This window comes from Streptomyces sp. NRRL WC-3742, from assembly GCF_000720635.1.
Taxonomy (GTDB): Bacteria; Actinomycetota; Actinomycetes; order Streptomycetales; family Streptomycetaceae; genus Kitasatospora.
The window spans coordinates 1-25619 of sequence record NZ_JOCF01000056.1; the positions used below are offsets into that span (position 1 = coordinate 1).

Below are 25619 nucleotides of genomic sequence, written 5' to 3' on the forward strand. Positions count from 1 at the left end.
TGCTGACTCGCACGGGGCCCCCGCGTGCGCCCGTCCATCCGTCAGCGGTCAGTCCCAGCGTGATCTTCCGCTGCGATTTCCCCTGCGACGCCTCCTCGTGAATCCGTTCGCCCGCTGGGCCTCCACGTACGCGGCGTCGAGCCACCGACCTCGTGCCGTCGGCGCTTCGGACGGCGAGGCGAGCATCGCGAGTGCACGGTCGAAGGCGTGCTGGGCGGTCCGCTCGTCGCCAAGGAGCGCGTGGCCGTGAGCGCCGGCTGCTGTTCGGCATCTACTCCGGCATCGTCCCCGACGGCATTGACGACCTGGTTACCGACGACATCGACTGGGCGGGGGACTCGACAGTCCTTCTCTCCTATATCAAGGGCCGCACGACGGCGGAGAGCCTGATCCTGCCTCGCCGGGCCGTGCGCCTGCTGGAGCAGTGGCTGGCGCACTCGGCTCTGCTGCGGAGTTTCGCCGGGCCCGAGGACCGGCGGCGTCTGTGGCTGGCTCTCAGCCGCCCGGGGCAGTTCACCGTCGTCACGGGCTCCGGTGCACGGGCGGCCATCCAGCGGTGGGTGGTGCGCCACCAGATACTCGCGCAGGACGGCCGCCCGTTGAAGATCCACCGATCCCGGATCCGCACCACTCACCATGCAATGCGCGACAAGAGCACCTGGACGGGCAGCGGGCGGGCCACCATCGACCCGAACCACACCCCAGCGGTCCCGGACGGCGAGCCCCTGCGCCCGCAGTGGGTCCTCAAACAGCTCCGCAGGACGAGGTCCTCGAGTCGGCCGTCGGGGTGGGCGTCCATCTGGAGGGCGGCCTGGCGGTGGAGGGCCGTCATGACTCTGGGGGAGAGGCTGATCCAGGCGCGGCTGGCTTCGGTTTTGGGCTCGCTGAGGTGGATCTTCCCGTTGTTCACGGCGGTCAGGGTCCAGCGGACGTAGAGCTGGCGGTCCATGAGGTGTACGTCGGACCAGTGCGGGGCGAGGACCTGCGGGCATGTCCCCAACCCTCGGTGTTTGGCTCCAACGAGCTGGCGGCACTGGCGGGGTGGGTGTACGTGCGCCACGCGGCGTCGGACAGCTGGGTGCGGGCGCGGGAAAGACTCAGGAGGGCGGAGGCGTTCGCGCTGGCGGGAAGGACGGCGATGGGGCGGCGAAGTCGCTCTCACCAGTGCCCCAGACGGCGATCGGCTCACGGCGGTCGGGTCCGAACCCGTGGCGGGTCGGGTCGGGCTCCGTTTCCCGGGCGGGAGAGTCAGCGGGCCGTCGCCTCGAGGGTGTCCCAGAACAGGTGCTCGTACGCCTGGAGCAGCAGTCCGTACTCCCGCGCCGTGGCCACTGTGGCCGGGTCCAGGGGTTCGGGGCCGAGGGCGTCGGAAGCCTGTTGCTCCAGCTCGGTGGCGGGCTGGGCGAAGAAGTCGAAGAAGGCGCAGGCTTCGGCCGGGAAGCCGTAGTGCGTGCGCAGGGCCTGGCCGACGGTGGCACAGTAGCCGCCCCACGCGGCGAAGTTGGCGACGAGCGCGGCGGCGGCCGAGGCGGGTCGGCCGTTGAGGGCGAGCCAGGCGAGCTGGGCCGGGTACGCCTGGCAGCCGGGCAGCGGCGGGCGCTCGCCGAAGGTGTCGGGGTCGAGGCCCGTGGCGTCGGCGAGGGCGGGCAGGGTGCGCAGGGCGGCGCTCTCGCCGTCGGCCAGGGTCGCGAACCAGGAGCCGAGGGGTTGGTCGGCGCAGCGGGCGGCGAGGTAGAGGAGGCTGCGGCGGTCCGAGGTGATGATCCGGTGCTGCTGGGCGGCGAGTTCGGCCAGGGCCGAGCTCGGGGCCCGGCCGGCGGCGAATGCGGTGACCAGGGCTGGCTCGGCGTCGCCGGGCGCCAACTCGGCGCGCAGGGCCTGGATCTGGTCGAGGATCGGGTGGTTCACCGGTGCCTCCGGGGTGCGGGTCGGTCCGGAGCCCATTCCTACCGCCTCCGGGCCGGTGGATGGCGGCGACAGGCCGTCCGTGCGTCGGACGGGGCTCCCGGCCGTGCATCGGGCACGTCCGGGAGCGGGTCGGTACGGGTCAGCCGGCGCACGCCTTGGTGACGTCTCCGGAGGCGTCGCGGATCGCCCCGTAGTCGGGGGTCTCGCCCTTGGAGACCTTGCTCACGGCGGAGTCGAGCGCCTTGGACAGCTTGTCGGTGGCGGAGTTGAGCTTCCCGTCGCCGTCGTGGTGGAGCTTCTTCACGTCGTCGGCGATCTTCCGCAGCGCGGCGAGCGTGTGCTGACGGCGGTCGGCGTCGGTGATCTGGCCGACGTTGATGGCCGAGTCCATGAGGTCCTGGACGTCGCCGGTGAGGCTGATGGCCCGCTTCCCGCAGTCGAGGGCGTCGTCGGCGTTCTTGCAGGCGGTGAACAACGGGGCGGCCGCGAGCAGCACCAGCGCGGCGGCGGCCAACCGGTAAGGCTTCCTTGTCATGTCTGTATCCCTCCCGATGTCACCAACGCCCTTGCGGGGTAAGGCGGTTCCTGTGGGGCGGGTGAATGATCGGTGAAGCCTCCCCTTATTTGACGCGACGTCAGATTCCGGTCACGGTGGGGCGATGTGGCCTCAGCGGGTGTCCGGTTCCGAGTGGTCGGTGGCGCTCAGAGAGACTGAGCCGAAGGTGAACGGTGGCTCGTGGCGCGCCTTCGAGGCCGATCGGGCCTTCCGTCCGGGTGCGGGTGCGGGTGCGGGTGGGCGCGGGGCCGGGCCCTGGCGGCAGAGGTGGAGCGGGCCGTGTCGGACGGTGCCGCCGTCGGGGTCGGGCAGGGCCAGCCCCTCGGCGCGCAGGGCTTCGACCACCTCGTGGGCCGGCCAGCCGAAGACGTCGACGCGGTGCAGGCCGACCGGGCAGGGCGGGCGGTCGTCGTGAGGGTTGCGGGAGACGAAGACGACCTCAAGGCCGTACGCCTCCTCCGGCTCCTCCGCCTCCTCCGGTTCCTCGAAGCGGCCGGGGGCCCTGGCGCAGAGGGTGACGGTGAGCCCGGGGAGGGTGAAGGACAGGGCCCAGGCCGTGCCGCAGACGAAGGTGTCGCTCAGCCCGTCCGGCAGCGCGTCCCCGTGTGGGGCGAGGAGCCGGATCAGCTCCGCCTTGCCGAGGCCGAAGGCCAGTTCGGGCAGCGGTGCGGGCGGTCGGATGCCGCGTCCGGGGAGCAGGTCGATGGTCACCGGCCCATGATTCCCGGCCGGGGCGCTCCCGTCCGCCCCTTTTCGTCCGACGGAGGGGGTGGGTTCGGACAGGTTTGCCATGTTCATGCCTGATGGTGGGGTATCGTTGGTGCCCGTCATACGTCCGGACCCCCGGCTGGGGGCTCCGCTCAAGATCGGCTCCAATCGGGCTGGAGAGCCGGGGGCGCCGAGGTGGGGGCCCATAAGATACGGGGTGTTTGGTTTTTTTCAGTGCCGAGCGCCTGGACGGGGGACGATTGCGGTGGTGCGGCAGGAACGGGCGGTCCGGACGCGGCGGCTGATCCTGGAAGCGGCGGCCTCCGTCTTCGACGAGCACGGCTACGAGGGCGCGACCATCAACCTGGTCGTCGCCCGGGCGGGGGTGACGCGCGGGGCGCTGTACTTCCACTTCACGTCCAAGCGGGAGCTCGCCCGGGGCGTGCTGGCGGAGCAGTTCGGCCGCACCGACGTCCCCCGGCGGCACTGCCGACTCCAGGAGTTCGTCGACCTCGGGATGGTCGTCGCCCACCTGATGCCGCGCGACCCGATGCTGAGCGCGGGCGCGCGGCTCTCCCTCGGCCGCCACGCCTTCGGCGGGCCCGAGGGCGGCGCGGCCCCCGGGTGGATCAAGCGCGTCGAGGCGCTGCTCGAGGTGGCCGACGAGGCGGGCGAACTGCTGCCGCACGTCGTGCCGGCCGAGACGGCCTGGCTGATGACCGGCGCCTGGACGGGCGTGCAGATCCAGTCCCACAAGACCGCCGACCGCTCCGACCTGGAACACCGGGTCGCCGGGCTCTACCGCCACCTGATGCCGAGCATCGCCGTCCCCGGAGTCCTGGCCGCCCTCGACCTCGGCGAGGACCGGGGCGAACGCGTGGCCGCCGAACTGGCGCAGGTCCGGCGCGAGCCGAACGACACGGTCTAGGAAACGGGACGTGCGGTTCTGTGCGCGAGGGCGGTGACACGCCCTAGCGGTCCGTCGGCCGTTCCCTGAGCAGCAGCGACAGCAGGGCCGGGACCACCATGACGCATGCGGCGATGGCGAACACCGTGTCCGTCGAGGAGGCTATGGCCTCCAGCGCGGCCCGGTGGGCGGGGGAGGCCGAGGGTGATCCGAGCACCGCCGCGCCCGTGGACTCGCCGAGGCGGTCGGCGAGTTGGCGGTTCAGGACGGTGCCGAACAGGGCGAGTCCGGCCGAGGCGCCGAGCTGTTGGACGAAGCGGACGGAGGTGGTGGCGACGCCCAGGTCCCCGGCGCCCACCGCGTTCTGGGTGATCGCCAGGCCGACGCCCAGGCAGAGCCCGAGGCCCAGGCCCAGCAGGAACAGGCCGAGGCTCAGGTACCAGAGCGGGGTGTCGACGCCGAGCCGGCTGAACATCAGCATCGCCCCGGCGACCAGCAGGTGGCCCGCGAGGAGCTGGTAGCGGTGGCGGCCCGCCGTCGCGGCCGCGGCCCGGCCGGAGAGCAGGCCGACGGCGGTCATGCCGACGGCCATGGGGAGGAGGAGCAGTCCGGCGTCCGTCGGGTTCATCCCGCGGACCTCCTGGAAGTAGCCCACCAGGTACGCCACCGAGCCGGCCAGCCCGATGCCGCCGAAGAAGCCGAGCGGCACCATGACCCGGAAGGTCGGGTTGCGCAGCAGTGCGAGGGTGAAGACCGGTTCGGCGGCGGTGGCCTGGCGCCACAGGAAGGCGGCGAGCAGGACGGTGGCGGCGAGCGTCAGGCCGAGGATCGTCGGCGATCCCCAGGCGTACTCCTTGCCGCCCCACTGGGAGACCATCAGCAGGGCGCTCGCGGCGGCGGCCACGAGCGCGGCGCCGAGGTAGTCGACGCGGCGCCGGACGGGGGTCACGGGCAGCCGGACCAGGGCGAGCGAGGTGAGGAACGCGGCGATCCCCAGCGGGAGGTTGAGGTAGAAGACCCACCGCCAGTTCAGGTGGGTGGACACCAGGCCGCCCACGGCCGGGCCGAGGACGATGCCGATCCCGACCATGACGCCGCCGAGCCCGGCCTTGCCCTGGCCCTCATCGCCGTTCTCACCCCCATCGCCGCCGTCGCCGCTCGGCCGGAACAGCAGCCCCAGGACGACCATGGTCACCGACATCAGCCCGCCGCCGCCGAGGCCCTGGAGGGCGCGGAAGGCGATCAGCTCGGGCATCGTCCGGGCCAGGCCGCACAGCGCGGAGCCCGCGAGGAAGATCCCGAGGGCGGCCAGGTAGACGCGCTTGGCGCCGTACACGTCGGCGAGCTTGCCGTACAGCGGGAGCACGACGCAGTCCGCGAGCGTGTAGGCCGTCAGCAGCCAGGGCAGGCGGGCGACTCCGTGGGCGGGGTCGAGGTCCCTGACCATCGTCCACGACACCGCGCTGACGATGTTCTGGTCGAGCAGCCCCAGCAGCAGCGTGGCGAAGCAGCCGGTGGCGGCGATCACCACGTGCCGGCGCGGCATCGGCGGCGCGGCCCCGCCGGAGCGCACGCCCGGTGCGGCGGTCCCGGTCTCGGTCATCACAAACCTGTCCTTCGGTGGGTCGAGGTCCGGAGGCCCAGGTGGGCACCCCTCGGGCAGATTTCTATAGTGAGGAAAACTCTTGTGTCAATAAAAGTTTGTAGCAGCCAAAGCGAGCGGGGTAGGGTGTGCCCATGAGCGAACGGATCGGCCTGCGGGAGCGGAAGAAGCAGCAGACGCGGCGTGCCATCTCCGAGGCGGCGATCGCCCTCTTCCTGGAGCGCGGCTTCGACAAGGTCTCCGTCGCCGACGTCGCGGCGGTCGCCGACGTCTCGACGGTCACGGTGTTCAACTACTTCCCGACCAAGGAGGACCTCGTCCTCCACCGGTTCGAGGACCACGTGGACGACCTGGTGGCGGTCGTGCGCGGTCGCCGCTCCGGGGAATCGGCCGTGGCGGCGGTGCGGCGGCACTTCCTGGACGGGCTGGAGCGGCGCGACGCCCTCGCCGGGCTCGACGGGCGTCCGCACGTCCTCGCCTTCCAGCGGATGGTGCTGGCCGCGCCGGGGCTGCGGCTGCGGGTGCTGGACCAGGCGATGCGCAGCGTGGACGCGCTCGCGGCCGTCCTGGCGGAAGAGGCCCGGGAGGAGGCCCGCGAGGAATCCGGGGAGGAGTCCGGCGGGGCCGGTGGCTTCGCGGCGCGGACGGCGGCGGCGCAACTGTGCGCCGTTCGGACGGAGTTGGTGCGGGAGAACGTCCGCCGGCTCGCGGAGGGTGAGGAAGCCGAGGTCGTCCACGCCGACGCGGTGGCGGCGGCGGAGCGGGCGTTCGCCCAGTTGGAGCACGGCCTCGGGGGCTACTGCGTGCGGCCATGACGTGCCGCCTCGGCCGGCCCGGTATCACGGTTGGGTGACGCACTGTCAGTGCTCCATCGAATCCGGCCAAGTTGACGGCGGCCGTCCGGTGGCCGGAATAGGGATGTCCGGATAGCGGACGTCGAAATGGACGTGACGCGCGTGGACCGGCCCGAGGCGGCCCCGGGCCTGCGGCGACGGGGAAGGCGGCAGCTCTGCCGGGGCCTTCGGGGCCGCGCGGGGTCGTCAGGGGCGCGTGAGGACGGGCGGGCCGGTGGCGCGATCCGGCCGAGGCGCGGGTCGTCCGGAATCGGAGCCCGTCGGTTGCCCGTGTCGAATCCGTGACCGAGAGTCGCACCGATGAACGAGACGACGCCTCACCCTCGCCCGGCCCGTCTGTTCGGTCACCGCGACTTCCGGCTCCTGCTGAGCGGAGCCGCGGCGGCCCAGACGGGCAGTCAGGTCACCCTCGTCGCCCTGCCGCTGGTGGCGGTGGTGGTGCTCGACGCCTCCGCGTTCGAGGTCGGCCTGCTGACCGCCGCCGAGACCGCCGCCTTCCTGCTGGTCGGCCTGCCGGCCGGCGCCTGGCTCGACCGGATGCGCAAACTGCCCGTCCTGATCCGCGCCGACCTGGTGCGCTGCCTCGCCGTGGGCTCCATCCCGCCGGCGGCGGCGCTCGGGGTGCTGGGCATGCCGCAGCTCTACCTGGTCGCGCTGGTCACCGGCGTGGCGACGGTCTTCTTCGACGTCGCCCACCAGTCCTTCCTGCCCGCCGTCCTGCCGCGCGAGCACCTGGTCGCGGGCAACGGGGCGATCGAGACCGTCCGCTCCTCCGCGCAGATCGTCGGGCCCGGCCTCGGCGGCGGGCTCGTCCAACTGCTCGGCGCGGCCGCCGCGATCGTCGCCGACGCCTGCGGCTACCTCGCCTCCGCCCTTCTGCTCTCCCGCATCAAGGCCGAGGAGACGGTGCCGCAGGCCCGGCCGGGCCGGTCGCTGCGCGCCGAGATGGCCGAGGGCCTGCGCTTCGTCCTCGGCCATCCGCTGCTGCGGGTGATCGCCGCCGCGACCGCCGTCTCCAACCTGTTCGCCGCCGTCCTGACCGCCGTGCAGACGGTGTTCTGGGTACGGGTGCTGGACCTGGCGCCCGGCGCCATCGGCGTGCTGCTCTCCGTCTCCGCCCTCGGCGGGCTGGCGGGCGCGCTCTGCGCGGGGTGGCTGGCCCGCCGGCTCGGCCAGGCCCGGCTGATCTGGCTCGCCACCGTCGTCACCGCGCCGTTCGCGCTGCTGTGGCCGCTGGCCGGGCGCGGCGCCGGGGTCGTGCTCTTCGGCCTCGCCTCGGCGGTGGTGCTGTTCGGCGCGGTGGCCTACAACGTCGCCCAGGTGAGCTTCCGCCAGAGCGTCTGCCCGCCCGAACTGCTCGGCCGGATGAACGCCACCATGCGCTTCCTGGTCTGGGGCACCCTGCCGCTCGGCGGGCTGCTCGGTGGCGTGGTCGCCGACGCGGCCGGGCCGCGCGCCGCGCTGTGGCTCTGTGCGGCGGGCTTCGCGCTGGTGCCGCTGCCGCTGCTGCTCTCGCCGCTGCGGGGGATGCGCGACCTGCCGGAGGCCGGGCCCGGGGTCGGGGCCGCTGTTGGGACCGTCGCCGAGGAGGTCGCAGGGGAAGGCGCCGAGGACGTCGTCGAGGAGAGGGAGGCGAGCGCCGCCGGCCCGACGACCACCTGACCGGACGATACGACGAACGCCCAGAACGGAAATCGGAGACCAGCCCCGTGCCCCCCGTGTCCGCCAGCATCACCGCCGCCTACCTCGCCCGGTACTGCGCCCTCGCCGCCGACTCCCCGACGGAGTTCCTCCCGCTGACCGGCGCCCAGCGGCGCTTCCTGATCACCCGACGCCTCGCCCCGCAGGGCGCCCGCGCCGACCTCGTCCCGCTGTTCTTCGCCTACCCGCGCGGCACCGTCGACCCCGAGCGCCTCGCCCGCGCCGCCACCGCCGTCGCCGCCCGCCACCCCGCCCTGTGCGGCGCCTTCGCCACCGTCCGAGGCACGCCCGTCCTGCGCGTCGGCGGCCCCTCGGCCGAAGCCGCCCGGGTGCACGTCGCCCCCGGCACCACCGCCCGGCAGGCGCTGCTTGCCGCCCTGCGCGACTGGCCCGAGGACGGACCGGCGCTGCGTCTGCTGCTCGCCGCCGGGGCCGACGAGGAGGAGGAACTCCTCGCCCTCGCCCTCGACCACGCCGCCTGCGACGAGCAGTCCCTCGGCGTGCTCACCGCCGAGCTGACCGAGGCGTACGCCACCGACCAGCGGCCCGCCGGCGGCCCCGACGCGCAGGCCCTGGACGCCTACCGCGAGGCCGTCCATCTTCAACTGGCCGCCGAGGACGCCGCCGCCACCCCCGCCGCGCAGGCCCACTGGGGCCGCAGGCTCGCCGCGCTCACCGGCGCCGGCGGGGGAGCGGCCACCGCCACCGCCATGCTCAGCGCCCGCCTGCCCGCCCCCGTGGGCGCGGCCCGCAGCGCCGTCTTCCCCGCCCTGCTGGCCGCCGTCGGCAGCGCCGCCCACCGCCTGTACGGGACGGGCGAGGCGGGCACGACGGGCGAGGCGGGCACGACGGGCGAGGCGGGCAAGGCGGATGAGGCTGGCACGACGGACGAGGCGGTCGGGGCGGACGGGCCGCTCGCGCTCGGCTACCCCTGGGGCGGCCGTCCGCCCGGGGCGCCCGCCGCGCTCGGCTGCTTCCTCAACACCCTGGTCCACCCCGCCACCCGGGAGACGGCCGACCTCGAAGCCCTCGCCGACCACTGGTGGGACGACCTCGACCACGCCGGCACCCCCTTCGACGAGGTGGTCCGGGCCGCCCGCGCCGCCGGAGCCGGGTGGACCGGCTCCCTGGACGCCATGCTCACCCTCGAGGACCTCCACCGCCGCCCGCCGCTCGCCTTCGACGGCGTCGCGGGCCGCGAGACCCACCTGGCGGGCCGGCCCCTGGCCGCGCCGCTCGCCGTCTCCGCCTCCCACGGCGCCGAGCTGCTCGTCAAGTTCGCCTGGGACGAGGGCCGCTTCCCGGCCGCCGCCGCCCGGGGCGCCTTCGACCACCTGCTCGCCACCCTGAGCGGTCACCTCGCCTGAGCGGCCACCCCACCCGACCGGCCACCTCAGCCGACCGCCCACGAACCTCCGGGCAGCGCCCCCACCCCGTCACGCCGCCCGGCCCCACCGGCCCGGTGCGGGCCCACCCGTGCCCGCACCGGCCACCCGTACCACCGACATGCCAACACACCCACCACACAAGGGAGTCGCCCATGTTCGATCTCTCCCCGTCCCAGCAGATCGTCTGGCTCCACGAACAGATGCTGCCCGGAAGCCGCGCCTACAACTTCACCGCCGTCCTCGACCTCTGGGGCACTCTGGACCGCGAGGCGCTGCACGCCGCGCTCGGCGCCCTGCTCGGCCACCACCCTGGCCTGCGCCTGGAGTTGGTGCACCGCGCCGAGGGGCTGCCCGCCCAGCGCGTCGCCGAGAACGTCCAACCCCTCCTGCGTGAGAGCGACTTCACCACCGAGGCCGACCCGGAGGCGTCCTTCCGTGCCCTGCTCGCCGCCGAGGCCGAGGAGCCGCTGGACACCACCCGCGCCCCGCTGCTGCGCCACCACCTCGTCCGCCTCGGCGAGGACCACCACCGGCTGATCCACGTCGAGCACCACCTGATCCACGACGGCCACTCCTTCGCGATCCTGCTGCGCGACCTGTTCACCGTCTACCGCGCCCAGGTGCTCGGCGAGGGCCACCGCCTGCCCGCCGCCCCCTCCTACGAGGACCACGCCCGCGCCGCCGCCGACACCCCCGTCGAGCGCGCACTCGCCTTCTGGGAGCGGGAGTTGGCCGACGCCCCGCGCGAGATCACGCTCCCGGGCCTGGCCCGCCCCGGCGCCGAACGCCGCCACCACGGCGGCCAGTTGCGCCAGTCCATCGGCGCCGACCTGGCCGTGCGGCTGCGCGACCGCAGCCGGGCCGACGGCCACACCCCCTTCACCACCCTGCTCGCCCTCTTCGCCGAACTGCTGCGCCGCCACGGCGGCCACCGCGAGCTCGTCGTCGGCACCGCCGTCGGCAACCGCCCGCAGGGCTTCGAGGGCACCGTCGGGATGTTCGTCAACACCGTCCCGCTGCGCCTGCGCCTCGACCCGGACGCCCCCGGCACCGAGGCCGTGGACGAGGTCACCGACGTCCTGATGCGCGCCCTGCCGCACCAGGACCTGCCCGTCCAGGAGCTCACCCGGCGCCTGGGCCTGCACACCAGCGGCGCCGACAACCCGCTGTTCAACGTCATGTTCAGCGCCCACGACGCCTCCTTGCCCGACGTCCAGGCCCCGGGCCTCGAGGTCTCGCTGTACGAGGGGTTCAACACCGGCACCACCCGCTTCGACCTGGACCTGGTGCTGCTGCCCGACGACCGCCGGGTGGTCGGCGAGAAGCACGGCGCCGCCGGCATGACCCTCGTCTGGGACTACGACGCCGACCTGTTCGGCGAGCCGCAGGCCCAGCTCCTCGCCGACCGGATGCTGGACCTGCTGCGCGACCACCTCGACCGGCCCGAGGCCCCGCTCGCCGCGCTCGCCCCGACGGCCGTGGTCCCGACGCCCGCCGACGCGCCGGCCGAGCCCGCCCCCGACCTGCCGGCCGCGCTCGACCCGGCCGCCGCCCACGACCCGACCGCCCTCGCCCTGCTCGCCGGCGCCGAGCGGATCACCTACGGCGAACTCGACCGGCGCGTCGGCGAACTCGCCGCCCGGCTCGCCGCCGCCGGCGTCACCCCCGGCCAGCCGGTGGCCGCCGTGCTGCCGCGCGGCACGGACAGCGTCGTCGCCCTGCTCGCCTGCCTGCGCCTCGGCGCCGTCTACGCGCCGCTGTCCACCGAGGACCCGGCCGCCCGCCTGGGCCTGCTGCTCGAGCGCCTCGCCCCCGCCCTGGTCCTCGCCACCCGCACCAGCGCCCTCGCCCTGCCCGCCGAGGGCGTCAGGCCCGCCCTGCTCGACGGGCCCGCCTTCCCCGAGGCCGCGCCGGCCGCCGCCCTGGACGGCGCCGCCTACCTGATCCACACCTCCGGCTCCACCGGTGTGCCCAAGCCCGTCCAGGTCTCCCGGGCGGCGCTGGCCGGGTACGTCGGAGCGATCGCCGGACGGTACGAACTCACCGCCGAGGACCGGGTGCTGCTCTTCGCCCGGCCCTCCTTCGACGTGGCCCTGGAGGAGGTGCTGCCTGCGCTCGCCGTCGGCGCGGGCCTCGTCCTGCCGCAGCGCGAGGTGCCCACCGGGCCCGAGCTGGTGGCCGTGCTCGCCGCCCGGGCCGTCACCGTCGCCAACCTGCCCACCAGCTACCTGCTCGCCGTCCGCGAGGACCTGCGCGAGGCCCTCGAGGACGGACGCTGGAAGCCCAGGCTGCTCGTCCTCGGCGGCGAACGCCTCCCCGCCAGGGCCCTGGCCGGGCTCACCGGGCACACCACCGTCCTCAACGCCTACGGCGTCACCGAGGCCACCGTCACCTCCACCGTCCACCAGGTCGGGGAGGACGACCTGGCGGAGGGCGCGGAGATCCCCCTCGGCACCGAGATCCCCGGCGCCCGCGTCCACGTCCTGGACGACACCCTGCGCCCGCTGCCCGACGGCTGCGTCGGCGAACTCGCCATCGGCGGACGCCTGTTGGCCGACGGCTACCCGGGCCTGCCCGAGCCGACCGCCGCCCGCTTCGTCTGCGCCCCCGCCCTCGACGGCGCCCGCGTCTACCGCACCGGCGACCGCGCCTACCGGGGCCTCGACGGGCGGCTTCGCTTCCTCGGCCGCTCCGACCACCAGGTCAAGCTGCGCGGCCACCGCATCGAACTCGAGGAGATCGAGGCCGCCGCCTCGGCCGAACTCGGCGGCCGCTCCTGCGCCGTGGTCCTGCACAGCGACCCCCACGGTGACCCGCACGGCGACATCCGGACCGGCCCCCGCCTCGTCGGGTTCCTGGAGGGCGCCGAACAGCCCGACCAGGCCGCCCTGCACCAGGCCCTCGGCCGGCGCCTGCCCGGCGGGCTCGTCCCCGCGAGCTGGACGGCCCTGCCCGCCATGCCCACCCTGCCCGGCGGCAAGCCCGACCGCGCCGCCCTCGCCCGGCTCGCCGCCGAGGCCCCGCAGGAGACGGAGCAGAGCGAGCCCGGAGCCTTCACCGACCCCGGCGAGCAGCTCATCGCCGACGCCTGGCGCGAGGTCCTCGGCCACGACCGCTTCACCGCCGACTCCCACTTCTTCGAGGTCGGCGGCCACTCCCTGCTCGCCGCCCAACTCGCCGCCTGGCTGGAACCGCGCCTGGGCACCCGCCCCCCGCTGCGCACCCTCTTCCGCCACGCCGTCCTCGCCGACCAGGCCCGCGCGCTGACCGGAGGTGCCGCATGAGCGAGCGCATCATCGACAGGCGCGTGTGGGCGAACGCCCCTGCCGAGCGCGGCGAGGTGGCCGCATGAGCGCCCCCTCCGCCGTCCTCGAGGACGGCCACCGCGAGATCGTCGAGGCGTTCGAGACCTTCGTCCGCCGCGAACTCGCCCCGCTCGCCGCCGAGTTGCCCGAGACCGAGGACCAGGTGCCGTACGACCTGAGGGCGTACGTGCGCAAGCGCTCCGCCGCCCTCGGCTTCTACGCCGGCGACTACCCCGAGGAACTCGGCGGCTCCGGCATGCCCTTCACCGCCGTCGTCCTGCTGCACCACGCCGCCGGGCGCAGCGGCTGCGTCCTCGCCCCCTACGCCCTCGCGGGCTCCGACGGGCCCAGCCCGCTGCTGCGCAACGGCACCCCCGAACAGGTCGAGCGCCACCTCGTCCCGCTGGTGCGCGGCGAACAGACCCGCTGCCTGGCCCTGACCGAACCGCAGGCCGGCTCCGACGCCTTCCACCTCACCACCACCGCCGTGCGCACCGGCGACCAGTGGGTGGTCAACGGGCGCAAGACCTTCGTCAGCAACGCCGAACACGCGGGCCTGGCCCTGGTCGTCGCCGCCACCGACCTCGGCGACGGCGCCGGCCCCACCAGCGGGGCCACCGCCTTCGTCATGCCCATGGACCAGCCCGGCCTGCGCATCGGCCAGCGCTACGAGGGCATGTCCGGCGAGCCGCTGTTCGAGCTGCTCCTCGACGGCGTGCGCCTCGGCCCGGAGGCCGTCATCGGCGGCGAGGACGCCGTCGGCGCCGCCACCGCCCTCGCCATCGACAGCCTCTCGCGCGGACGCCTCGTCGTCGCCGCGATGTGCAACGGCATCGCCGAGCACGCGCTGCGCCTCGGGGTCGAGTACGCCCGCGAGCGGCGCGCCTTCGGCCGGGTGATCGGCGACTACCAGCACGTCCAGGAGCACCTGGTCACCACCCGTGCCGAGGTGGAGGCGTCCAAGCTGCTCACCCTCGCCTGCGCCCGGCTCGTCGACGAGGGCACCGAGTCCCCGGAGAACGCCGCCCTTGCCAAGCTCACCGCCTCCGAGACGGCCGTGCGCGCCGTGGACCGCTCGCTCCAGGTGCACGGCGCCACCGGCTGGGTGCGCGGCCACCCGCTGGAGTTCCTGTACCGCTACGTCCGGATGACCACGATCATCGAAGGGACCTCCGAGGTCCAGAAGGTGATCATCGCCCGTTCCATGGGCCTGAACTGACGATTCGTCATGTCTGCCACGTCCGTCACGTCACGTTGTCTGGAGACTCCGATGGAACCCCTGAACAGCATCGGGTACGGCCGTCCGCACCAGGACGGCGCGGTCCTCGACCTCTTCGCCACCTGGGTGCAGCGCACCCCCGACGCACCCGCCCTGATCGACGGCGGGCGCACCTACGGCTACGCCGAACTCGACCGCCTCGCCGACACCGTGGCCGACGCCCTGCGCGGCAGGGTCGGCCCCGGCGACCTGGTCGGCGTCTGCCTCGGCCACTCGGCGGCCCTGGTGGCCGTCACCCTCGCCGCCGCCAAGCTCGGCGCCGTCCACCTGCCGCTCGGCCCCCGCCCCGGCGAGCGCAGACTGCGGGCCGTCGCCGAACAGCTGCGTCCCGCCTGCCTCGTGGGCGAACCCGGCGTACTGCCGGACGGCGGCGAGCGCCTGCCGCTGGGCCTGTCGCCGGGCCTGCCCGGCGCCGTCGAGGCGTCCCTCGCCCCCGGCGGGCAGGTCGCCGTCCCGCGCGGCACCCACTACGCCGTCCTCACCTCCGGCTCCACCGGCACCCCCAAGGCCGTCGCGGTCACCGAACCGGCCCTCGGCGCCCTCCTCCAGTGGTACCGGGAACTGACCGGACTCGGCCCCGGCGAGCGGCACAGCCTGCTGATCGGCGTCGCCTTCGACCCGCACGTCATGGAACTGTGGGCCGGCCTCACCTCCGGCGCCGCCCTCGTCGTCGCCCCCGAGGCCGTCCGCTGGGACTCCGGCGCCCTCACCGACTGGTGGCGGGACGCCGGGATCACCGTCGCCGTCCTGCCCACCCCGCTCGCCGAACCCGTCCTCGACCGGCCCTGGCCCCCGGGCCTCGCACTGCGCCACCTCACCATCGGAGGCGACCGGCTGCGCCGCGCCCCCGGGCCCGACGTCACCGCCGCCGTGCACAACGCCTACGGCCCCGCCGAGGCCACCGTCACCACCACCGTGCACACCATGGCCCCCGGCGCCGACCACGGCGAGGGCGCCCCGCCGATCGGCCTGCCCGTCCCCGGCGCCGTCCTGCTCGTCACCGACGAGGACGGCGTGCCCGTGCCGCGCGGCGAGGCCGGCGAACTGCGCATCGGCGGCATCGGCCTGGCCGCCGGGTACCTCGACCCCGAACTCACCGCCCGCCGCTTCGTCGGCGTGCCCGAAGGCGTCCTGGGCACCGACCGGGTCTACCGCAGCGGCGACCGGGTGGTCATGCGACCCGACGGCGTCCTCGAGTTCCACGGGCGCCTCGACGACCAGGTGAAGGTCAGCGGCGTGCGCCTCGAACCCGCCGAGGTCGAGGCCGCGTTCGAGCGCGACGACCGGGTGCGCCGCGCCGTCGTCGCCGCCGAACCGGCCGCCGCCGGGGGCGTACGGCTGCTCGCCTTCGTCCAGCCCGCTGCCGCCGGTGTCGAGCCCGCCGACCTGGTCGAGGCCGTACGGCCCTGGCTGCCCGAGCAGGCGGTGCCCTCCGCCGTCCGGCTCGTCGAGCGGTACCCGCTGGACGCCAACGGCAAGGTCGACCGGGCCGCGCTGCTCGCCGCCGTGGCGGCCGAGTCCGTGGCGCCGGAGTCCGTTCCGGTGGAGGGCGAGACCCCGGTCGAACGGACCGTGCTCAAGCTCTGCCGCGAGCTGATCGGCCGCGCCGAACTCGGCCCCGAGGACAACTTCCTCGCAGTGGGCGGCAATTCGCTCGCCGCCGCCCGGCTCCTGGAGGCGCTGGAGAGCGAGTACGGCCTGCGGCTGCGGGCCTCGCTCCTGCTGCGCCAGCCCGACCTGCGCGCGGTCGCGCGACTGGTCGAGGAACGGCTGGCGCCCGCCGCCACCGCCTGACCACTTCGAGCAGGCGCCCCGGCCCGCGCGGCCGGGGCGCCCGGAAGGGAACCCCCGATGAGCGCCCTGCCCGCGCCCACCACCGCCCAGACCGTCCAGCCAGTCCAGACCGTTGAGCCCGTCCTGACCGCTCAGCCCGTTGAGCCCGCTCAGCCCGCTCAGCCCGCTCAGCCCGTCCTGACCGTCCCCGAACTGATCGCCCGCCACGCCGAGCGGACCCCGGACGCCCTCGCCCTCCTCGACGGCACCACCGCCGTCACCTACCGCGAACTCCACGAGTCCGCAGGCCGGTTGGCCTCCGTCCTCGCCGCCCGGGGCGTCGGCCCCGGCCACGCCGTCGGCCTGCTGTGCGCCCGCGCCGCCCGCCTGGCCGTCGCCCAGCTCGCCGTCTGGCGCGCCGGCGGCCACGTCGTCCCGCTCGACCCGGCCTACCCGCGCCCGCGCCTCGCCGAGACCGTCGAGGACGCCGGAGCGCGGCTCGTCCTCGGTGACAAGGCCCTGCTCGCCGAGACGGGCCTGCCCGCCGAACGCACCCTCGTCCTCGGCGAGCACGACGGCGACTCCGCCTGGGGAGCCGCCCCCGACGCCGCCCGTGCCGACGGGCCCGCGCTCGTCTTCTACACCTCCGGCTCCACCGGCCGACCCAAGGGCGTCCTCGTCCCGCACAGCGCCGTCACCGACCTGGTCACCGCCCCCGACGCCCTCGCCCTCGGCCCCCGCGACCGGGTGCTGTGCCACTCCGCCCTCGGCTTCGACGCCACCACCTTCGAACTGTGGGCCCCGCTCGCCCACGGCGCCGCCGTCGCCGTCGCCTCGGCCGACCGGCCCACCGCCGAGGACCTGGTCCGCGACGTCGAACGGTACGGCGTCACCACCCTGTTCCTCACCACCGCCCTCTTCCACCACCTCGCCGCCCGGCAGTCCCGCGTCTTCGGCGTGCTGCGCACCCTCGCCGTCGGCGGCGAAGCCCTCTCGCCCGAATACGCCGGGGCCGTGCTGCGGGCGTTCCCCTGGCTGGAGCTGTACAACGTCTACGGCCCCACCGAGGCCACCACCTTCACCACCCTGCACCGCATCACCGCCGCCGACTGCACCGGCGAGACGCCCGTCCCCATCGGCCGGCCCTTCGGCGGCGCCCGCGCCCTCGTTCTCGACGAGCGCCAGGAGCCCGTGGCCCCCGGGGAGAACGGCGAACTGTGGATCGCCGGCGCCCGCGTCGCGCAGGGCTACCTCAACCGGCCCGAGCTCACCGCCGAACGCTTCCGTGAGCTGCCCGGCACCGGCCGGGCCTACCGCAGCGGCGACGTCGTACGCCAACGGCCCGACGGCGCACTGGAGTTCCAGGGCCGCACCGACGACCAGGTCAAGGTGCGCGGCTTCCGGATCGAGCCCGGTGAGGTCGAACAGGCGCTGCTGCGCCACCCCGAGGTCGCGGAGGCCGCCGTGGTCGTCCGCCATCCCGGCGCACCCGACGCGGCCCTCACCGCCTGCGTCGTCCTCGCCGAGGGCCACCGCCCCTCGGTCGCCACCCTGCGCGAGCGGCTCGCCGCGCAGCTGCCCGCCCACCTGGTGCCCACCGCTTGGGCGGTTCTCGACGAACTGCCGCTCAACGGCAGCGGCAAGGTCGACCGCAAGGCCCTCGCCGCCTCGACGGCCGATCCCGTGGAGGCGGGCGCCACCGCCGACCTCACCCCGATCCAGCAGGTCGTCGCCGACGCCTGGGCCCGCGCCCTCGGCCGACCCGTCACCGACCCGGCCGCCGACTTCCTCACCGAAGGCGGCCACTCCCTGCTCGCCATGTGGATCGTCGACGACCTGCGCGAGGACCTCGGCGCCGAACTCTCCCTCGCCGACTTCCTCGGCCACCCCACCGTCGCCGCCCAGGCCGACCTGCTCGAACAGGCCCTGCTTGCCGCGCACGGCGCTGTGCCGGACGCCGGTTCGGGCGCCGGTTCGGACGCGGGTTCGGCCGGAGAGGAGGCCGCCCGATGAGCATCGTCGACCAGAGCGACCTGCTGCGCCGCGCCCGCAGCCGCCCCGTCAGCCCCGTCAGCCCCGCCGCGCCGCGCCCCGGCGGCGACGGCGGCCCTGCGCCGCTCTCCCACGCCCAGCAGCGGATGTGGCTCATGGACCGCCTCGGGCAGGGCGGCGCCCTCTACAACGTGCCGCTCGCCACCCGGCTGCGCGGTCCGCTCGACTCCGGCGCCCTCGCCGTCGCGCTCACCGCCCTCACCGAACGGCACGCCGCCCTGCGGACCCGCTACCCGCAGCGGGGCGAACAGCCCTACCAGCAGGTCGACCCGGCGGCCCCGGTGGAACTGGTGATCGAGGAGGTCGCGGCCGAGGCGTCGGCGGCCCGGCTCGAGGCGGAGGCTTCCCGGCCGTTCGACCTCACGGCGGGGCCCGTGCTGCGGACGCTGCTGCTCCGGCACGCGGAGGAGGACCACACGCTGATCCTGACGATCCATCACATCGCCGTCGACGGCGGCTCGCTGCCCGTTCTCGCCGAGGACCTCGCCGCCCTCTACGCCGCCGCCCGCGACGGATCGGATCCCCAACTCCCGGCGCCCGCACTGCCGTACACCACCTACGCCCGGGAGGAGCGCGCCCGCGACGCCGAACTCACCGCCGCCGCCGACGCCCGCGCCCGCCACCTGGCCGGCGCCCGCCCGCTCCCGCTGCTGCGTCCCGTCCCGCCGGGGGCGCGCGAACGCCGCGCCGCCCTGCACACCGCCCCGCTCGGCCCGGGCACCGTCGAGGGCCTGCGCCGCCTCGGCGCCCGGCACGGCGCCACCCTCTACGCCGTCCTCCTCGCCGCAGCCTTCGCCACCCTGCGCACCGCCACCGGCGAGGACGACCTCACCCTGGCCTGCGCCAGCGGCCACCGGGCCCGGCCCGCACTGCGCCGCACGGTCGGCCTGGCCGTCAACACCCTCGCCGTCCGGGCCGACCTGGCGGGCGACCCCGCCTTCACCGAGGTCCTGAGCCGGGCCAGGGCCGCCCTGCTGGACGCCCAGCAGCACCACGACGTGCCCTTCGACCTGGTCGTCGAGCGCCTCGGCACCGCCGCCCGGGGCGCCGACGGCACCCCGCTGCTGTCCGTCAGCTGCGACCTCGTCCAGGCCCCGGCCCCGCTCACCCTCCCTGGGCTCGCGGCCGAGAGCGTCGAACTCGACCTGGGGCTCGCCAAGTTCGGGATCGCGCTGCTGCTGGAGGACGGGCCGCAGCCGCGCTGCCTGCTCCAGCGCGACCGGGACGCGCTGGACGAAGCCACGGCCGCCCGGCTGCTCGAGGGCTTCGCCGCGCTGCTGACCGCCGTGGCCGAGGACGGGGACCGGCGGTTGAGCGACCTGCCCGGCGAGCGCCTCGCCCCGACGGCCCTCCGGGACCCGGTCGTCGAAGCCCTGCTGGCCGATCCGAGGGTGGCCGAGGCATCCGTGGTCGAGGCCGGCGACGGGCCGCCCCTCGCCTACGTCGTGGTGCGCGGCCCCGTCGCGCCCAGCGGCACCGACCTGCGGGCCGCGCTGCGCGGGCGCGTCTCGGCCGATCAACTCCCGTACGCCGTCACCCTGGTGGACCGCCTGCCGCGCCACCCGGACGGCGGCCTCGACCACGGACACCTCCCCGGGGCCGCCGTGGAACGGGCGGACCCCGGCCTGCTCGAAGCCGTCCGCACGGCCTTCGGCGACCTGCTCGGCGCCACCCCGCCCGCCGACGGCGACTTCTTCGTCCTCGGCGGCCACTCCCTGGTCGCCGTCCAGCTCGCCGAACGGCTGCGCACGGCCCTCGGCCTCCCGCTGACGGGCCTCGACATCCTCGAACAGCGCACCCCGCGCGCCCTCGCCGCCCTCCTCGCCACCCGCGCCGAGGAACGCCGCGCCGCCCGGCCCCGCAGCGTCGGGTCCGTGCGCCGCACCGGCACCGTCCTGGTGACCGGCGCCACCGGCGGGGTCGGCGCGGCGGTCCTCCAGGAACTCATGGCCCAGGGCCGGCCCGTCCGCGCCCTGGTCCGCCCCGAATCCGCCCACCTGCCCGCCCTGCACGGCGCCGACCTCGCCGAGGGCGACCTCGCCGACCCGGACAGCCTGCGCCGCGCCGTCGAGGGCGCCGACGCCGTGATCCACGCCGCCTGCACCTTCACCGACCACGACACCGACCGTGCCGCCATGAGCGCCCTCCTCGACGGCTGGCGCGGCCGGGGCCCGTTCGTCTTCGTCAGCAGCATCGACGCCTACGGCCGCCCGGCCGCCACCGACGTCCCCGAGGGCGGGCCCGTCGGCGCGGCCGTCAGTCCGTACGGGCAGGCCAAGCTGGACTGCGAACGGCTGCTGTTCGAAGCCGCCGGCCGGGGCCCGGTCACCGCCGTGCGCGCGCCCATCGTCTGGGGCCCGCACCACCGCCTGCGCGACCAGCTGCGCTGGGGATCCACCGGCGCGCTCTACCAGGCCGCGCTCGCCGGTGAACCGATCATCCTCCCGGAGGCACCCTCCTGGGCGGCCTGGGTGCACGCCGCCGCCCTCGCCCGCGCGCTCGCGGGCTGCGCCACGGCGGGACACCCCTCCGCCGGGCGCGTCGTCAACGCGGTCGGCGGCCACGTCACCTGGCCGGAGTTCACCGCCGAACTCGTCCAGTTGCTCGGCTCCGCCAGCACCGTCACCCTCGGCCCGGACGCCGACCCGGAGTTGAGCCGCCCCTGGCACTACCGTGCCGAAACCCTCGCTGACCTGCTGCACCCCGAACCGGGCGAGGACTGGCGGGCCGTCCTGGCCGCCATGGTGAGCTGACCCGAGCCCTCCGGTTGCCCCCGCCACTACATCCGTAGTGTCACTACGCACGTAGTGGCACTACGGATGTAGTGGCGGGGGTCGTGCAGTGAGGCGCTGCGCCATCACCCGATGGTGACCACCCGCGCCCACCCCGGTGGCTGGTCCGGGCGGTAGTCCGGGTCCCACTCCCGTACCTGCGCGTGCCGGGAGAAGAGGCCGACCACCGTCCGGCACGGCGGCGCCGCCGTCGGCCACCGCGTCTGGCCGTCCGTCAGCACGACCACGACGTCCGGCGCGGGCCGGGCTCGCAGGGCGGCCGTGAAACCCGTCCGCAGGTCGGTGCCGCCGCCCCCGACGAGTTCGATGCCCTCGGCCCGGCACAGTTGCTGCACGGCCTGCGCCGCAGCGTCGCAGGAGAGCACCGACACCTGGTCGCGGCGCCCGCCCACCGCCTTGCCGATCGCCGCCACCTCCAGCAGGGCGCTGCCCAGCTCCGCGTCCGAGACCGACCCCGAGGTGTCCACCACCACCGCCACCCGGGGCGGGCGCCGCCGCAGGCTCGGCAGGACCACTCCGGGCAGCGAGGCCGAGCGGCGCGCCGGGCGGCCGTAGCTGTAGTCGTCGCCCGCGCCGCCCGAGGCCAGCGCGGAGCGCAGCGCGGCGCCGAGCAGCTCGCGCCACGGCTGCGGCGGGTGCAGGGCGTCCTCGGCCCAGCGGCGCCAGCCCTTCGGGGTGTCGCCGGGCCGGGCCCGGATGCCCTCGGCGACGCGGAAGCGGACGGCGTCCCGCTCCTGCGGGCTCAGGCCGTGGCCGCCGTCCGGGCCGAGCTCCCAGGGGCGGGGGAGCCCGTCGGCGCCGGCGCCGCAGTCCAGCCAGGCCACACGCGGGTCGTGCGGGTTGACGTGCACGCTCCGCACGTAGTCCTCCATGAGCCAGCCCGCCGGCAGGTTCAGCAGGGCGGCTTCGACCGCTCCCTCGGGGGTGATCAGGCCGTCGCCGTACGCGTCGTCGTTGATCTCGCAGTCGGCGGCGATGTTGACGCGCAGTCGCCAGGCCGGGCCGTCCTCGCCGAGGCGCTTCGCCAGGCGGTCGCCGCGCCCGTGGTGGTCACGCAGCAGGTGGGACACCTCGTGCACCCACACCGAAGCCAGTTCCTCGATCGGGGTGCGGGCGACGAAGGCGGGGGAGGCGTAGCAGCGCCAGTACGGGTCGACGGCCATGGTCGGCACCCGGCGCGACTCGACCACGTGCAGCGCGAACAGGGCCGTCGCCAGGTACGGCCGCGCGCGGGTCGCGTGCAGCCGGGCCGCGTACAGCTTCTCGAGGTCCAGGCCGGACGGGGCGGCGGCGGTGGTCATCCGCGCCCCTTCGCCGTGACGGCATCCGCCCGCCGGGAGATCGCCAGCGTCGAGGCCAGGTGCTCGATCGACTCCGGCACCTCCCAGTCCTCCTGCCGCAGCGAGGCGAGCGTGGTCGCCGGGACGACCAGCAGGTCGGGCGCGCCCGTGCGCAGCGCCCGGGCCAGCAGCTCCCAGGCCGCGTCCCAGCGTTCCCGCTCCGGCCGGTGGCGCACGGCGGCCACCACCGCGTCCAGCACCACCTGCCGCAGGTCGCCGCGCTCGGGCAGGACGGCGGCGCAGGGGTCGGCGAGCAGGTCCTCCGGGTCGGGCAGGTCCATCCGGTCCAGGTATGCCATCAGCTCCAGCCCCGGGCCGTCCCCGACCGTGCCGCGGACCAGCAGCGACAGCACCTCCCGGGAGGAGCCCGCGGCCGTGGCGAAGGCCGTCAGCCGCAGGGTCATGTCCCAGCTGCGCGGGGAGGGCCAGGCCCCGCCGCGCCGGGTCTCGGTGGTGGGCAGCCGGTGCACCAGCTCCGGGCGGGCGGCCAGCAGTCCGCACACCGCCCGCCGGGCCAGCGCCACCGCCGGCTCCAGCGCCTGCGGGTCCAGCCGAGGCAGCGTCGCCACCGGCCAGACGCCGCCGAGGCCCCGCACCACCACCTCGGGGTCGTGCGCCCATTGCAGGTGCACGAACCGGTTCGCCAGCGGCGGGCTCAGCTCCCACCCGTCGGCCGCCGAGGAGCGCGGGTTGGCGGCGGCCACGATCCGTACGCCCGGAGGCAGTTGGAGCGCACCGATGCGTCGCTCCAGGACGAGCCGCAGCAGCGCCGCCTGCACGGCGGGCGGCGCGGTGGACAGCTCGTCGAGGAACAGCAGGCCCCGCCCGGCCCGGACCAGGCGCACCGCCCAGTCCGGTGGCGCCAGCGGGACGCCCTGCTGCGCCGGGTCGTCGCCGATGATCGGCAGTCCGGCGAAGTCGGAGGGCTCGTGGACGCTCGCGATCACCGTCGTCAGCGGCAACTCCAGGGCGGCGGCGAGCTGGTGGAGCGCGGCGGTCTTGCCGATGCCGGGCTCGCCCCAGAGCAGGACGGGCAGGTCGGCGGCGACGGCGAGGGTCAGCGCCTCCAACTGGTCGTCGGAGCGCGGCTCGGTGCTGGTGTCACCGAGGAGGCCGAGCAGCCGGGCGGCGACGTCGAGCCGGGCGGCGGGGGGAGTGGACGTGGGCGTGGGCGTGGACGTGGGCATGGGCATGGGCATGCGTCATCACCTCGTGAAGTCGTGTGGAGTGGGAAGGTGTCGGGCTCAGCGCCCGGTGGTCTCGCGCGGGTGGGAGCGGTGGCCCGTCGGGCGCCGGCGGAAGGGGAAACCGGGGCACCCCGGAGCGACCAGGCCGCTGCGGTAGAGCCCGTACGTGACGCGTCGATTCGCGATCGCGTCCAGCTCCGCCCGCAGTGGGCCCTCGGGCAGCCGTGCCCGCGCGCCGAGCAGGGCTTCGACCTGGACGAGCGCCCCGGCGTGGTCGCCGTGGCGGAGCCGTTCGCGGATGTCGGTGAGCTCCGAGGGACGCCGGTGCGCCTGTTCGACGGCCCGCAGGCAGGGCAGCGGGGTGCCGGAGAGCGCCGACAGCAGCCGCTCGCGCCGCAGTTGGACCGGATCGTGGTCGAGCGGGGTGAGCGCCCCGTCGACCACGGCGATCCGGTGCACGGCTCCCCGGCAGTCCACCAGCCGGTGGGTGGGCGGGAGTTGCGGCCCGACCGGCCCGACCGGCCCGACCGGCCCGGCCGAGGGGTGTTCCGACGGCGCCAGCGCGGCGGCCACCAGCGGGTGCAGGAGATCGGGACCGAGCACGCCGCAGCGCAGCAGGTCCAGATCCGGCGGCACCCAGGTCGCGGCCTCCGGCAGCAGCGGCAGCGCCTTCACGTCACCGGTGGCCTCGACCGGCTCGGCGTCGCCGCCCGGGTCGATCAGCAGCCGACGGTGCCCGCCGAGTCGCACCACGACCGGCCCGGCGGGCCTGCCCTCGGCACGCAGCAGCAGCGAAGCCTCGGCGGCCCAACGGTCCACGGCGGGGCGCAGGTTGACCGGGTCGGAGTCCGCCGCCGGGTCCCCGCGCCCGGCCCGCAGTGCCAGCTCCCCGCTGCGCCCGGCGTCCCACAGGTGCCGGTGCAGGTCGAGGCGGAAGCGCCGACTGGGGTGCGGATGCGGATGCGGGAGCGGGTGCGGGAGCGGGGGTGCGCCGGAGGGCGAGCCGCCCCAGAGCGCCAGGCTGATCCGCTGGCCGAACTCCGCCCAGGCGGGGGGAGTTCGGACCACCAGGGTGAGCGGCCGTTCGCCCGGGTAGCGGACCAGCGGCACGGTCAGGCCCGCCCGCAGCAGCCCGTCCGGGGCCGTTCTGGGCAGGTGCCAGCGCAGCAGGTCCGGCGCCAGGCGGCGCAGGTCGTCCCGTACGCGGTGGGTGAGGTCCCGGCCGTGGGCGCGTGCGACGTCCCGGAGCCGGAACTCCACGTCGACGCGGGAGGCGGAACACGCCCCGGCCCAGTCGCCGACGAGGCGGCGGGCGGTGGCGGTCTCGATCATCTCCGGCGGTACGGCGTAGTCGCGCACCCGGCGCCAGAGGGAGAGGTGGGAGGTGTACCCGTCCAGGGCGGGAGTGCTCATCAGCACTCACCTTGCGTGGACGGGACCTCCGATCTGTGGAGAGCGTGAGTCTTCATCGCCGGGAGCATAACCACAACCGTGGCCCGTCCGCCAGGCCGATTCGCCTCTGGAGGCCCGCTGGAGAGGTGGTCGAAGCCGCTGGCCCGCGCGGTGGAGGCCGTGCTGTGGTAGTCGGCGGAGCCGCTGTGTCCGGGTGCGTCCTGCCCTGGCCGCCGCCGCCCAGGGGGCCTGCCGTTCAGGCCAGTTGACCGCAGGGCCCGCGCCCGACGCGGGCCGGGGAGAATCGAAGGACCGCCGATGACCTGGAACCAGAGCGCGACCCCGGGGTCGCACAGCACCGCACCGCCGCCGGCCGCCCCCGCAGCCGACACCGCCGCTTCGGGGAGTCGGGCCGCCGGTCCGGTGCTGGTGGGGGCGACGATCGCGATGGGGTTGATGGCGGGGTTGTTCTTCGCGTTCGACGTGTCGGTGATGCCGGGGTTGGCGGCGGGGGACGACCGTGTGGGCGGGGGCGGCGACGCTGCTGTACGCGGTGGCGCTGCTGGTGACGATGGGGGTGAACGTGCCGCTGAACAACGACCTTGCGGCGGCCGGAGATCCGGCTCACATCCACGACCTCGCCGCCGTGCGGGAGAAGTTCGCGGGGACGTGGGTGGCGACGAACATGCTGCGGACGGCGCTGTGTACGGCGGGTCTGGGCGCGCTGGCCCGGGCGCTGGTCCTGCACGGCCGCGCCACCCGCTGAACCACTCGCTGAACCGCCGTCGGGCTCCCGGTGCACGCCGGGGGCCCGCTGTTCCTTCAGCTCCCGCCAACTCCCGTTCTGATTGGCCGAATCAACGCCCAACCGACC

18 protein-coding genes are annotated in these 25619 nt (G+C 75.4%); 10 read left to right on the top strand and 8 right to left on the bottom strand.

Going from position 1 to position 25619, the window contains the following annotated elements; all coding sequences use genetic code 11:
• Positions 1-631: 631 nt before the first annotated feature.
• From IH61_RS47205 to IH61_RS0127440, 4 genes are all read right to left on the bottom strand, one after another.
• Positions 632-949 (bottom strand): hypothetical protein, encoded by a 318-nt coding sequence (locus IH61_RS47205; RefSeq protein ID WP_158845347.1) that lies wholly within the window; start codon positions 947-949, stop codon positions 632-634.
• 299 nt (positions 950-1248) lie between these two features.
• Positions 1249-1908, bottom strand: a complete 660-nt coding sequence (locus IH61_RS0127430) for a transcriptional regulator (protein WP_234327353.1) — start codon at positions 1906-1908, stop codon at positions 1249-1251.
• A 139-nt stretch (positions 1909-2047) separates the two neighbouring features.
• Positions 2048-2443, bottom strand: a complete 396-nt coding sequence (locus IH61_RS0127435; protein WP_158845352.1) for a hypothetical protein — start codon at positions 2441-2443, stop codon at positions 2048-2050.
• Between the two features lie 132 nt (positions 2444-2575).
• Positions 2576-3175 (bottom strand): hypothetical protein, encoded by a 600-nt coding sequence (locus IH61_RS0127440; protein WP_031074542.1) that lies wholly within the window; start codon positions 3173-3175, stop codon positions 2576-2578.
• 265 nt (positions 3176-3440) lie between these two features.
• Here IH61_RS0127440 and IH61_RS0127445 point away from each other — a divergent pair, with 265 nt between their 5' ends.
• Positions 3441-4100, top strand: coding sequence for a ScbR family autoregulator-binding transcription factor (locus IH61_RS0127445; protein ID WP_234327354.1), 660 nt, complete (start codon positions 3441-3443; stop codon positions 4098-4100).
• Between the two features lie 43 nt (positions 4101-4143).
• On the opposite strand, the gene IH61_RS0127450 is transcribed toward IH61_RS0127445, so the two are convergent.
• Positions 4144-5682: an MFS transporter gene (locus IH61_RS0127450; protein WP_037973427.1), complete on the bottom strand. Its 1539-nt coding sequence runs from the start codon at positions 5680-5682 to the stop codon at positions 4144-4146.
• Positions 5683-5816: 134 nt separating this feature from the next.
• On the opposite strand from IH61_RS0127450, the gene IH61_RS0127455 reads away from it, so the two are divergent.
• The 8 genes from IH61_RS0127455 to IH61_RS0127490 all read left to right on the top strand — a co-directional run bounded on the left by IH61_RS0127455 (position 5817) and on the right by IH61_RS0127490 (position 20787).
• The gene (locus IH61_RS0127455) at positions 5817-6497 is read left to right on the top strand and encodes a TetR family transcriptional regulator (protein WP_037973428.1); all 681 of its coding nucleotides are present in this window, start codon (positions 5817-5819) and stop codon (positions 6495-6497) included.
• A gap of 339 nt (positions 6498-6836) precedes the next feature.
• A complete protein-coding gene (locus IH61_RS0127460; protein WP_078911431.1) occupies positions 6837-8198 on the top strand; it encodes an MFS transporter in 1362 nt (453 codons plus the stop codon).
• Between the two features lie 56 nt (positions 8199-8254).
• Positions 8255-9604 (top strand): hypothetical protein, encoded by a 1350-nt coding sequence (locus IH61_RS0127465; protein WP_031074550.1) that lies wholly within the window; start codon positions 8255-8257, stop codon positions 9602-9604.
• Between the two features lie 173 nt (positions 9605-9777).
• Positions 9778-12909 (top strand): non-ribosomal peptide synthetase, encoded by a 3132-nt coding sequence (locus IH61_RS0127470; RefSeq protein WP_031074552.1) that lies wholly within the window; start codon positions 9778-9780, stop codon positions 12907-12909.
• Between the two features lie 64 nt (positions 12910-12973).
• On the top strand, positions 12974-14149 hold the full coding sequence (locus IH61_RS0127475; protein WP_031074554.1) for an acyl-CoA dehydrogenase family protein: 1176 nt from the start codon (positions 12974-12976) through the stop codon (positions 14147-14149).
• Positions 14150-14200: 51 nt separating this feature from the next.
• Positions 14201-16003: an AMP-binding protein gene (locus IH61_RS0127480; protein ID WP_051838114.1), complete on the top strand. Its 1803-nt coding sequence runs from the start codon at positions 14201-14203 to the stop codon at positions 16001-16003.
• Between the two features lie 57 nt (positions 16004-16060).
• Positions 16061-17995: a non-ribosomal peptide synthetase gene (locus tag IH61_RS0127485; RefSeq protein WP_063763280.1), complete on the top strand. Its 1935-nt coding sequence runs from the start codon at positions 16061-16063 to the stop codon at positions 17993-17995.
• Positions 17992-20787 carry a condensation domain-containing protein gene (locus IH61_RS0127490; RefSeq protein WP_031074559.1) on the top strand — a complete coding sequence of 932 codons (2796 nt, stop codon included), beginning with the start codon at positions 17992-17994 and terminating at the stop codon, positions 20785-20787. The genes IH61_RS0127485 and IH61_RS0127490 overlap by 4 nt, the downstream gene beginning before the upstream one ends.
• A 104-nt stretch (positions 20788-20891) precedes the next feature.
• Here IH61_RS0127490 and IH61_RS0127495 read toward each other — a convergent pair whose 3' ends face one another.
• From IH61_RS0127495 to IH61_RS0127505, 3 genes are read right to left on the bottom strand one after another with little or no spacing between them, the layout of a single operon-like run.
• Complete coding sequence (locus IH61_RS0127495; protein ID WP_031074561.1) at positions 20892-22127, bottom strand: DUF2201 family putative metallopeptidase; 1236 nt, start codon at positions 22125-22127, stop codon at positions 20892-20894.
• On the bottom strand, positions 22124-23353 hold the full coding sequence (locus IH61_RS0127500) for an AAA family ATPase (protein WP_031074564.1): 1230 nt from the start codon (positions 23351-23353) through the stop codon (positions 22124-22126). The genes IH61_RS0127495 and IH61_RS0127500 overlap by 4 nt, the downstream gene beginning before the upstream one ends.
• A gap of 57 nt (positions 23354-23410) precedes the next feature.
• Complete coding sequence (locus IH61_RS0127505) at positions 23411-24766, bottom strand: hypothetical protein (RefSeq protein ID WP_031074566.1); 1356 nt, start codon at positions 24764-24766, stop codon at positions 23411-23413.
• 499 nt (positions 24767-25265) lie between these two features.
• On the opposite strand from IH61_RS0127505, the gene IH61_RS48890 reads away from it, so the two are divergent.
• Positions 25266-25511, top strand: a complete 246-nt coding sequence (locus tag IH61_RS48890) for a DUF1772 domain-containing protein (RefSeq protein ID WP_051838116.1) — start codon at positions 25266-25268, stop codon at positions 25509-25511.
• Positions 25512-25619: the final 108 nt, after the last annotated feature.

Coding starts and splice junctions, on each gene's coding strand:
- IH61_RS0127450 (WP_037973427.1), bottom strand. CDS start 5,682: ATGACCGAGACCGGGACCGCCGCACCGGGCGTGCGCTCCGGCGGGGCC.
- IH61_RS0127500 (WP_031074564.1), bottom strand. CDS start 23,353: ATGCCCACGTCCACGCCCACGCCCACGTCCACTCCCCCCGCCGCCCGG.
- IH61_RS0127475 (WP_031074554.1), top strand. CDS start 12,974: ATGAGCGCCCCCTCCGCCGTCCTCGAGGACGGCCACCGCGAGATCGTC.
- IH61_RS0127505 (WP_031074566.1), bottom strand. CDS start 24,766: ATGAGCACTCCCGCCCTGGACGGGTACACCTCCCACCTCTCCCTCTGG.
- IH61_RS47205 (WP_158845347.1), bottom strand. CDS start 949: ATGGACCGCCAGCTCTACGTCCGCTGGACCCTGACCGCCGTGAACAAC.
- IH61_RS0127470 (WP_031074552.1), top strand. CDS start 9,778: ATGTTCGATCTCTCCCCGTCCCAGCAGATCGTCTGGCTCCACGAACAG.
- IH61_RS0127485 (WP_063763280.1), top strand. CDS start 16,061: ATGAGCGCCCTGCCCGCGCCCACCACCGCCCAGACCGTCCAGCCAGTC.
- IH61_RS0127490 (WP_031074559.1), top strand. CDS start 17,992: ATGAGCATCGTCGACCAGAGCGACCTGCTGCGCCGCGCCCGCAGCCGC.
- IH61_RS0127460 (WP_078911431.1), top strand. CDS start 6,837: ATGAACGAGACGACGCCTCACCCTCGCCCGGCCCGTCTGTTCGGTCAC.
- IH61_RS0127455 (WP_037973428.1), top strand. CDS start 5,817: ATGAGCGAACGGATCGGCCTGCGGGAGCGGAAGAAGCAGCAGACGCGG.
- IH61_RS0127480 (WP_051838114.1), top strand. CDS start 14,201: ATGGAACCCCTGAACAGCATCGGGTACGGCCGTCCGCACCAGGACGGC.
- IH61_RS0127495 (WP_031074561.1), bottom strand. CDS start 22,127: ATGACCACCGCCGCCGCCCCGTCCGGCCTGGACCTCGAGAAGCTGTAC.
- IH61_RS0127435 (WP_158845352.1), bottom strand. CDS start 2,443: ATGACAAGGAAGCCTTACCGGTTGGCCGCCGCCGCGCTGGTGCTGCTC.